Raw genomic sequence first — 8,617 nt, 5'->3', positions numbered from 1 at the left:
AACTTTGTCCTCGGTGATCATAGCGATTATTGTTTGTAAACTTTTGATTTTTTAGCACCTTAAAGTTACAACAATTTTCGCTAATCACCAAATTTTTAGACACTTATATTTCGTCGAACTCACGTTATTTATGGAGGCAGAGTGGTAGATTATTTCTGGCCATAGGCCATATTTTATTAAAGATTTCCTCCAAAGATTTCTAGCCTTCAGGCTATAAAAACCATCCGTATAAATTCCGTCTAATTCCGATGATCCGTGCCCTCCGTGGATAAAAACAATCCGTGTGAGATATTCAGATGCGGATAGTAAGGAGTTGAGTGATGTCAGTGAGATAGTTAGGACTACGGTGATCAGATTTCACCATCCAGGCTTGCCGTTCCGTACCTTCCACTGCCAACCGAATGGTTTTCAATCCATAACGGTGGTTAAGGCGGTCTGTCGTATTCATCAGACTGTTGCGCTCTTGCCGATTATGAATCGTATCAAAAAGGTCGGTCTGCATAGGAGTCGCTGACACAATATCACTGATGACAACACCAGCCTTCTTGTAAAGGATATCGGGATGATAGATGGCTGAAAGCACGCGTAGAGCTGCTTGAGTCAGTTCCATGGTGTCCGATGTGGGGAGTAACAAAGACACCGATGCAGTATTGTTGTATTGCGGGAGATCTTCACGAAACCTGTTACTATAAAGAAATACACTCACCGTCTTGCCTGCCGATCCGTCTGCACGCAACTTATTGGCGCAACTGGCGGAAAAAGAGGCTACTGCTGCCTTTAAGGAAGCAAGGTCGCTGACCATATCACCAAAGCTACGACTGGTGCAGATGGTCTTTCTGCGCACAACCTCTGACGTATCGATAACAGGAATACCATTGAGTTCAAGCCATGTCTGTACTCCTGGCTTGTGTAAATGTGACTTCACCCATGCCTCACTCTTGTCTGCAAACTCCAATGGCGTACTGATGCCGTGATAGTTGAGGCACTCAAGGGTATGACGCCCTATGCCCCAAACATCAGAAAGGTCGAACATCGACAGGGCCTTACGACGCTGTGCGGTACTCTCAATGAGACATACGCCTTTGTAACCACGATATTGCTTGGCAAACTTACTACCCATCTTGGCCAATGTTTTAGTAGGGGCAATGCCAATGCTGACAGGAATATCTGTCCATAGTTGAATCTTACGTCCTATGTCGCGCATCATACCGACAAGGTCGAAATGACCTCCATAGCCTGTTAGATTACAGAAACTCTCGTCGATACTGTAGTTCTCCACCTGATGGATGGAATGGCGTAAGATACTGGTGATACGCTTGCTCATGGCAGCATAGAGATACATATTACCTGAAAACACTTCTACATGATGGGCCTTCACAATGTCTTCCACCTGGAATATCGGGTCACCACGATGAAGACCGATGGCTTTGGCTTCAGGGGTGAGCGCCACAATACAGCCATCGTTGCTCGACAAGACCACCAGGGGCTTGTGGCGCAAACCAGCATGGAATACACGTTCTACCGAACAAAAAAAACTGTTGCAATCTACCAGGGCATACATGGTCTCAATGGGGCTTGTGGATAATATAGGTGACGGTGCCCCAAATACTGAATGAATCATTGGGGGTGATCTCTATCTCTGGATAGTCGGGATTGGCAGGAATCAGCCAACCGGTGTCACCACGGCGTTCAAAACGCTTGAGGGTGTATTCCCCATTCAGTTCACATACTGCAACTTCCGAAGGAGACGGGTTACGGTTGCTCTTATCCACAATGACAATATCGCCATCCATAATACCGGCATCAATCATCGAACGCCCTTTGACACGAATCAGATAACAGGCCTCTGGATTGGCACACAACATCTTCAGCAGGTCAATGTCCTGACTGCGCTCGTCGTTGTCGAGGGGTAGGGGAAACCCTGCCACAATACGTACATCGAAGAAAGGCACGTGCATCTCTTTGAGACGAGTAGCGGGATATACGTTACCCCACGACAAGGTATTGGCGGATGCCTCGTCTCCCTGTATGCTTCTGATGATGCAACGCTTGATAAACTCTGTTTTATTCTCCTGTGAATCAATGATATGTGCTACATCGCCTGGTACACGGAAAGTAAATGATTTACTGTCCGTTGGTGGGCGCCCTGCACCTTTCCGGCGCCCTCCCCATTGCTTGTCTTGCTGTTGTTCTGTCATGAGTCTTGGAATTGATACTGCAAAGTTAAGAAATAATTTTGATTTCCGTCATACACTTTTCAAAGTTTAACACTATACTGTATAACCTTAACGCTACCCCCAAAAAATCCACGGAGGACACGGAAGACACGGAAAAAGATTCTAGTTAAAGATTTTCGTTAAGATTTTAGTTTAGATTTCGAGCATCTCCGATGCGATCCCCAAAAAATCCCTCCATAAAGCGAGGTACTCGAGCGTATTTTGGTCAAATATTTTTGTTAAAGATTTTTGATATCAGCCTATCTAGGTAAATACTTTTGTCCTTACAGGACGTAGGTGTATATGTTACATCAAGTCCGCAGGGTGTTACCCTGGGCTAAGGAAGCCATTGGGCCTTCAGCCCGTTGTTGCTTGTATATCAAATCTTGCGAAGAATCCAAAAAAACATCCGTTTAAATTCCGATGATTGCTTAGAGTGTGCTCCGTGGATAAAAATTCCGTTTAAATTCCGTTTAAATTCCGTTTAAATTCCGATGATCCGATGATTCATTTCTTGCGAAGCAACATCTTAAAGAAGATTTCCCCCAAAGATTTCTAGCCGTAGGCTACCCAAAATATCCGTGTCCTCCGTGTGCTCCGTGGATAAAAAAACGTGTCCTCCGTGGATTATTTAGAGTGCCCTCCGTGGATAAATTTCCAGTGATCCGTGCGACATTTGTCGAAGAAAGTCGTAACTTTGCAAATCAAAACCCATTCAGTGCGATGATGCACCACAAACAGCATCAAAACAAAGAATAAATATGATGAACGAAACTGTAATATCAAGTCTTCAGAACCCACAGGTCAAACGACTGGTTCTCCTACAACAGAAATCATCAGAGCGCCGCAAACAAGGCGTCTTCGTCGTTGAGGGACTCCGCGAACTACAACACTGTCAGGAGGCTGGCTATCAGATAGAGTCCGTCTTCCTGTGCCCTGAGTTAGCAAAAGACACCAGACCGTCTGCACCACACCTCTTCACCGTGACACCTAAGGTCTATGAGAAAATCGCATACCGAGGATCTACAGAGGGAATCGTTGCCGTGGTCTTCGACAAACCACTGACGCTGAACGAACTGAAACTGTCTTCATCACCATTACTCGTCATCTTAGAACGCGTAGAGAAACCTGGCAACCTCGGAGCGGTACTCCGTTCTGCTGATGCTGCACAGGCTGACGCGGTGATCGTCTGCGATCCACTGACAGACCTCCACAACCCTAATCTGATACGCAGCAGTATCGGGGCAATCTTCACTGTACCGACCGTTGCCTGCTCGTCAGAGGAATGTATCCAGTTCTTGAAAGATAGAAACATACAGATTCTGACAGCACAACTGCAGGATTCCCACCTCTATTATGATGTCGATATGCAACAGCCTACTGCTATCGTCATGGGTACTGAAGCCACAGGACTCACCCAACAGTGGCGGGAGGCGGCATCAGCACATATCCGCATCCCTATGTTGGGACGCCTAGACTCCCTTAACGTCAGTGTCTCTGCGGCCATCCTCCTCTTCGAGGCTGTACGACAGCGACAGATTGCAGCACTATAAAAATGACTTTCTATGAATACTACCCTCATATACGACTTCCTCAAGGCTATTGCTGCCAATAACAACAGACAGTGGTTTCAAGAACATAAAAATGAGTATCAGACTGCACGACAGGAGTTTGAAACGGAGGCTACACAACTGATACGACAGATTGCTTCCTTCGATCCTACCGTGGCACACCTCTCTGTGAAAGACTGCGTCTATCGTTTCAATCGCGATACGCGCTTCTCACCTGATAAGTCTCCCTATAAGCGCCATTTCTGCGTGTATATCTCTGCACATGGCAAGAAATCTCTCCATGGCGGCTATTATGTGCATATAGAACCGGGACAGTGTATATTGGCAGTAGGCACCTATTGGCTACCTACCAATATCCTGACGGCATGTCGCAATGAAATCATGGCCAATGAAGAGGAGTGGCTGCGCTGTGTGGAGAATCCCGATTTCCTACATCTCTTTGGTTCTCCCGATTCTGCTACTTGGGAGGATGCGCAAGGGTTTGGTATGACGCATCTGAAAACATGTCCTGTGGGATTTCCACGCGACTATGCCTACCTGCGCTACCTGCGTCAGAAAGACTATTGTTGCTGGCGACGTGTTGACGATGATTTCTTTGCTCAACCCGACTGGATGCAACGCGCCATCGAAATCTTCAAAGTGGCGAAACCCATGATGGATTTCATCAATAGTGTGGTCGATGACTATGAATAAGCGGTTGCTGGTCATCGCTGTGCTCCTGATGGTCGTCATACATCAGATAACAGCACAGATATTGCCTGATACAACATTCCTGGTTGAAGGCTTACCGCAACATCATTTCCCTTCATCTGTACCACCGGGTAACTATAGTGGGATAACACCATTGGGCAACAACCGATATGCTGTGGTTGACGATAAGGCTGCTACCAGTGGCTTCCATGTCTTTACTATGATGGTTGACTCTGTTTCTGGTGAACTCACGGATGTCCGTCATGAGGGCTTCCGTTCTTCTGCCATTCCCAACCGTGATGAAGAGGGGATTGCGTTGTTCACTCCCGATAGCACCCTGTTTATCAGTGGTGAACATGATAATGCGGTTCTGGAATATTCCCTTGCAGGAGAGTTGACTGGACGTCGCCTCGATATCCCCACCGTAATCCGTCAGGCACATGCCAACCAAGGTCTGGAGGCGCTGACCTATCACCCTGCCTCTCACCATTTCTGGACGGTTACAGAAGCGCCTCTCGCTGGTGAGACCTCACAACGCCTGTTGCAGTTTTCTGACAGTCTTACCTGTTCTGGGCAATGGCGCTATGTGATGGATGCCCCACAAACCAATAAACGCAGAGGTACCGATGTCTATGGTGTGTCTGCACTGACAGCGCTTCCCGATGGTCGCTTATTGGTATTGGAACGTGAGTTCTTTGTGGCCCAACACTATATCGGCTCTTTTGTGACCTGTCGCCTGTTTCTGATTGATCCCCTCCATACAGCGGAAGACGCGGTGCTCCCCAAACAGTTACTCTACTCTTGGACCACGCGGTTGAATCTCACCACCCAGCATATTGCAAACTACGAGGGTATGTGTCTTGGGCCACGCCTCCCTGACGGTCGCCAGGTCCTTATCCTGGTCGCCGATTCCCAGAATCAGTATAAAGGGGTATTGAAAGATTGGTTCAAGACCTTACTGTTGTCTGACTGACTTTATCCACGGAACACACAGAAAGCGGAGTGTTTAGTGTTTAGAGGTTATAGGTTAGTGATTAGTGTTTAGTGGTTAGCGTTAAGGTTATCCCTAAGTTGCGCATGTGGGGAAGTTAAGGGAAGTTAGGGAAGTTAGAGAGAAGTTAAGGGACAAATGTCCTACGTCTTACGGCAAAAGGCTATTGTCTCTTAACTTCCCGAACGACCGTAGGGAGTGATAACTTCTTTAACTTCAATCAATTCCCTCAGTTGCGAAACTTGAATAAAGATTATTCTAAAGATTTTGATACACAAGCAAAAACGGGCTGAAAGCCCAATGGTTTCCCTAGCCCAGGGCAACACCCTGAGGAAGAGCGCATTTTGTTTAGGATTTTTGTTTAAGGATTTTTGCTATCACCCTACCCAGGTTTTACTTTTGTCCTTACAGGACGTAGGTGTATATGTTACATCAAGTCCACAGGGTGTTACCCTGGGCTAAGGAAGCCATTGGGCCTTCAGCCCGTCGTTGCTTGTGTATCCAAAATCATATTCTTAAAGATTATGTTTACGGAGGCTGAGTGAATAAATCATTTCTGGCCTCCGGCCATTCTTTAAAGAAGATTTCCTCAAAGATTTCTTGCCTTTAGGCAACTAAAAAAATCCGTATAAATTCCGTTTAAATTCCGATGATCCGCCAAAGCCACGTAAAGAAATGATTCACCCATTTGATGGGAGTCAGAAACCACCGATAGGTGCTACATTCCTTGCCACCGAACCGAAGGATGAAGTCACGATAGGGATTCCTACGAAACGGCATACCTACGTTGAGGAAACGCACATGGTCATAACCCGCCTCGTGGGCATCCGTCATCGCCTTCCATAACGTCACAGCGAGAGGATGCAGTGGTGCCATCGATTTCCGACGCGCAGCAGAATACCAGAGATACACATCGTTTTCAGAATAGATACATACCGCAGCACCGATCACATGTCCATGAAACAAGGTGATGAAGATCTGACAGTGACCGTCATCCATCAGAGAACGGAAGAAGGATGCTGGTGGTTGGTAGTGGTAGGGCTTCAACCAGTTGTATTGACTGAGGAGTTTGAAGAAGGCATTGAATTCCTCGTCATTCTCCACCTTCTTGGTCACCGCACCTCGCGCGATACCGTTCTCTATACGGTGTAGCAGGCGTTCTGAGATACGGTCCTGTGGTGGGGCAGAGTGGAGGGAGTTATGCACAGACATCCATTTCACAGGGAAGAAATCCATGCGCCGCAAGGCACCATAGCCAAACATCTTCTGCTCGAAACCTAACAGTTCAAAATACAACACCTGGTGTTGCAGTTTGTTCTTGAGTGCACTGACCATCATGTCAAACACCTCCTCCCGGTTGTTGACACCGCGTTCATATTCCCCTTCTCCTATGACCCATGCGTGTTGCATGAGGAATGGTGGTATCCAGAGTCTGTGTTGGCGCACCACCGCGAGTAGGTGGGCGACAACCTGTTCGTCATCGTCGCTCACCACGACCATATAGGGTTTCTGGCGTTGTGCGTCTTCGTAGATCTGCATCAATTGCCTGCTATGGAAATACTTCCTGCAGGGGAAATCGGGCAACTCTACCACATGCTCATAGATTCTCGTTCTCATCATCTCTTCCTTTTATATCACACAGTTCCCACCGATCTTTTTTAATCCACGGACCACACGGAGAACCTGGAAAAAGATTATAGTTAAAGATTATCTTTAAGATTATAGTTAGGATGTCGAGCCTGTAAGGCGATCCATTATAAAATTCTCCCCAAAAGCAACGTACTGTTGCGCATTTTAGTAAAGATTTTAGTTAAAGATTTTTGATATCAGCCTATCTAGGTAAATACTTTTGTCCTTACAGGACGTAGGTGTATATGTTACATCAAGTCCGCAGGGTGTTACCCTGGGCTAAGGAAGCCATTGGGCCTTCAGCCCGTTGTTGCTTGTATATCAAATCTTGCGAAGAATCCAAAAAAACATCCGTTTAAATTCCGATGATCCGATGATTCATTTCTTGCGAAGCAACATCTTAAAAAAGATTTCCTCCAAGATTTCTTGCGCTCGCGCAACCCAAAAATATCCGTATAAATTCCGTTTAAATTCCGATGATCCGTGTGCTCCGTGGATTATTCAGAGTGCCCTCCGTGGATTATTCAGAGTGTGAGATTTCAGATGACTCCGGCAGATTGCAGCTGTACAGCCATTTGCTCTTGGAGCTCCTTGGCCTTTTGGCCAGCAACCTCAGCGAAGTCGCTACCCGTTGAGGCATAGATGATGCCACGTGACGAGTTCACCAACAAGCCACAGTCGCTGGTCATACCATAGCGACAAACCTCTTCCAGACTACCGCCCTGAGCACCAACACCGGGAACCAACAGGAAATGCTCCGGAGCCAGTTTTCTGATGTCTTCAAACATACGACCCTGGGTGGCACCCACCACATACATCATATTATCCTTCGTGCCCCACTGCTGACTCTTCTTCAATACCTTCTCAAACAAACGCTCACCCTGTTCGTCGGTCGTCATTTGGAAATCGAGAGAACCCTTGTTGGAGGTCAGCGCCAACAGGATAACCCAGTGACCCTCATAACCGAGGAAGGGAGTCACACTGTCTTCACCCATGTAGGGAGCCACCGTCAGCGAGTCGATGTCATACTCCTCAAAGAAGGTACGCGCATACATCGCAGAGGTATTGCCGATATCACCACGCTTCGCATCAGCGATGATGAAATGATGGGGGTAGTTCTCCTTGAGGTATTTCACGGTCTTCTCAAACGATATCAAACCCTTCACACCAAAAGCCTCGTAGAAGGCCAGGTTGGGCTTGTATGACACACAGTAGGGGGCTGTGGCATCGATGATGGCTTTGTTGAACGAGAAGATAGGATCTTCCTCATTAAGAATATGTTGTGGCACTTTCTTCAAGTCTGTGTCGAGACCTACACAGAGGAAAGACTTCTTCGTCTTGATCTGTTCGATGAGTTGCTGTCTGTTCATAATCTATTTTTTTGTTTCTGTTTTGAACTGAACCCCAAAAGTTGGACACAACCAACAAGAATATGAAGTATAAGAAACGCTCATTGAAAGAACGTCTGGCTATCTGTCAGATGATTGAGAACGGAATGCCTGCGCAGACGATAAGAGAAC

Annotated in this window: 7 protein-coding genes; 3 read left to right on the top strand and 4 right to left on the bottom strand. The window is 46.8% G+C overall.

Annotated features, from left to right (window positions below; translation table 11 throughout):
- Positions 1–292: 292 nt before the first annotated feature.
- Positions 293–1,621 (bottom strand): Y-family DNA polymerase, encoded by a 1,329-nt coding sequence (locus tag CIK96_RS06380; RefSeq protein WP_254047090.1) that lies wholly within the window; start codon positions 1,619–1,621, stop codon positions 293–295.
- Positions 1,566–2,198, bottom strand: a complete 633-nt coding sequence (locus CIK96_RS06375) for a LexA family transcriptional regulator (RefSeq protein ID WP_094390920.1) — start codon at positions 2,196–2,198, stop codon at positions 1,566–1,568. The genes CIK96_RS06380 and CIK96_RS06375 overlap by 56 nt, the downstream gene beginning before the upstream one ends.
- A 782-nt stretch (positions 2,199–2,980) precedes the next feature.
- Here CIK96_RS06375 and CIK96_RS06370 point away from each other — a divergent pair.
- From CIK96_RS06370 to CIK96_RS06360, 3 genes are read left to right on the top strand one after another with little or no spacing between them, the layout of a single operon-like run.
- Positions 2,981–3,769 (top strand): RNA methyltransferase, encoded by a 789-nt coding sequence (locus tag CIK96_RS06370; RefSeq protein ID WP_094440086.1) that lies wholly within the window; start codon positions 2,981–2,983, stop codon positions 3,767–3,769.
- A 12-nt stretch (positions 3,770–3,781) separates the two neighbouring features.
- Positions 3,782–4,480, top strand: coding sequence for a DUF2461 domain-containing protein (locus CIK96_RS06365; RefSeq protein ID WP_094390921.1), 699 nt, complete (start codon positions 3,782–3,784; stop codon positions 4,478–4,480).
- Complete coding sequence (locus CIK96_RS06360) at positions 4,473–5,450, top strand: esterase-like activity of phytase family protein (RefSeq protein WP_254047089.1); 978 nt, start codon at positions 4,473–4,475, stop codon at positions 5,448–5,450. Before CIK96_RS06365 ends, CIK96_RS06360 begins: the two co-directional genes overlap by 8 nt.
- Positions 5,451–6,107: 657 nt before the next feature.
- Here CIK96_RS06360 and CIK96_RS06355 read toward each other — a convergent pair.
- Both CIK96_RS06355 and pyrF read right to left on the bottom strand, forming a co-directional pair.
- Positions 6,108–7,088, bottom strand: a complete 981-nt coding sequence (locus CIK96_RS06355) for a GNAT family N-acetyltransferase (RefSeq protein ID WP_094435896.1) — start codon at positions 7,086–7,088, stop codon at positions 6,108–6,110.
- A gap of 548 nt (positions 7,089–7,636) precedes the next feature.
- Positions 7,637–8,467 (bottom strand): orotidine-5'-phosphate decarboxylase, encoded by an 831-nt coding sequence (gene pyrF / locus CIK96_RS06350; protein WP_094435894.1) that lies wholly within the window; start codon positions 8,465–8,467, stop codon positions 7,637–7,639.
- Positions 8,468–8,617: the final 150 nt, after the last annotated feature.

This window comes from Prevotella sp. P4-98, assembly GCF_002251405.1.
Taxonomy (GTDB): Bacteria; Bacteroidota; Bacteroidia; order Bacteroidales; family Bacteroidaceae; genus Prevotella.
Note: the sequence above shows the minus strand (reverse complement) of the source record. Positions and strands in the feature narration are given on the sequence as shown.